The organism is Bacteroidota bacterium, assembly GCA_039714315.1.
Taxonomy (GTDB): Bacteria; Bacteroidota; Bacteroidia; order Flavobacteriales; family JADGDT01; genus JADGDT01.
In genome coordinates, this window is sequence record JBDLJM010000265.1 from 1 (window position 1) to 1,889 (window position 1,889).

2 protein-coding genes are annotated in these 1,889 nt (G+C 36.4%); both read right to left on the minus strand.

The features are described 5' to 3' along the window. Positions 1-1,064, minus strand: a 1,064-nt coding sequence (locus ABFR62_14200) for a glutamate-5-semialdehyde dehydrogenase (protein ID MEN8139569.1), incomplete at its 3' end; no start/stop codon positions are given. Between the two features lie 169 nt (positions 1,065-1,233). Further along, entirely contained in the window at positions 1,234-1,728 is a 495-nt protein-coding gene (locus ABFR62_14205; GenBank protein MEN8139570.1) for a GNAT family N-acetyltransferase, read from the minus strand. Positions 1,729-1,889 lie beyond the last annotated feature (161 nt).

Genomic DNA, 1,889 nt, shown 5'->3' on the forward strand with positions numbered 1-1,889 from the left:
CCCCCATCGGTAAACCGTGTTGAAGCATTGTGATAAACAGCAGCACAGTCTACTTCATTTTGGAACTTTGCCGCAGTATCGTTGTTGCGGGTGACAATCACTGCTGAATGCCCTCCTGAATATTTATTAATTAGCTCAATTGCCTCATCGATATCCTTTACTGTAGATTGAAGAATTTTAGCTGATAAAAACTCCTCTGCAAAAATAGAATCATCGGTAATTTGCTCTATCTTTTCATTCATATCACAGGTAGCCTTATCGCCATATACTGCAATACCCATCTCTTCCAATTTCCCGTAAACCGATTTTATTTTTACATCAAGATCTTCAATATTCTCATTGAAAAGAACTTTATCCAAAGCATTACAAACACTCAAACGACTTTTACCATTTAGAATAATGTTGATTGCCATATCAAAATCAGAATCAGCATCAACATAAAGGAAATTATTTCCACGACCACTAACAATTACGGGAGCCGTTGAATTTTGCTTTATGTAATTTATCAGACCTTCACCACCACGCGGGATAATCAAGTCTACTTTTTCTCCACGTTCATTACGAATAAGCTTCTGAACCTCTTCGCGGGGTAAATCCAAATATGTTACATAGCTTGTACTTTCGCCGTGCTGTTCTAAGGCCTTGTGCCAAAGTTCAACAAGTTTAAGGTTCGACAAACGAGCCTCCTTCCCTCCTTTTAGGATGATTTTATTTCCGGCTTTAAATGCAGTAATAGCAGCTTCAACAGTTACATCGGGACGGGATTCATAGATAATTAGAATGTTACCGAATGGCACTACCCTGTTTTCGATACGCATACCATTGGCATGCTTACCCGAATACAAAACTTTCCCTTCAGGATCGGGCAAAGAAATTACCTGCTCTGTTGCCGAAACCATTCCGTCAACTTTCTTTTCGTCAACTTTAAGTCTGTCGAGAAGTGACGCATCCAAATCGGGGACTGATGCAATGTCTTTTTTATTTTCTGCAATAATCTCCTGCTTGTTTGCTAAAATAAGCTCCGCAAGGGATTTAAGTATTTCATTTTTGGTTTGAGTTGTCATAACCGGTATTTTTTCTAATTCTCTCGAATTATCATTCACTAACATCAATAAGAATGCGAATATACTGATTTATACAAAAAACGAAATATAAATTAACAAATCTAATACGCTTACTTACCTTTAGTTACACTCTACCGCCAAAAAACCAAATGTAGTTAACAAAGAAAACTTACACTAATTTCTTTTTACCAATTCTGTGCATTGCAATAGTATTTCCCATTTTAAACTCTTCGTCGCTATAGAAATCGAAACCTAGTTTTTCATACAATTTTAAGGCTCGTACATTTTCGGAAAAAACACCAATATGTATTTCCTGAAATCCTTTTTTCTTAGCGGTATTAAATGCCCGGTTAATCAGCTCATTCCCTATTCCCTTGCCCTGATGAGAACCTGAAACATACAAAGAGCTTAAATATATCTTAGCAAACGGCCTGTCTTCTTTTAGCATAAGCCAGGCACACAAAACATCATCATCTTCAACAACTATACACTCATTCGCCTTATTTTTTATCAGCTCTTGCAGTTTAGCTGTATTGTAAGTCATATTATGATATTCCTGTAAATCTTTTTTAGGAATAAACTCTCCCAAAGACAGCAACCAGTTCTCTATTAACAGTTTGCTTACATGCTCCGCATCGCCGGTATTTGCTTTTCTAATATTCATGGTGGTAAAAATAGTTTATTTATGTTAAGTTGTAAATATATTACACATCTCTCAGGCAAGGATAGAAGTGGCAGCTTTTTTGATTTAATTGTATTGAAGCTATTAAGAAAACAGCGACCGCCGGAAGCTCGTTTTCTTAAATTTTAGCGGAAAACAATTAA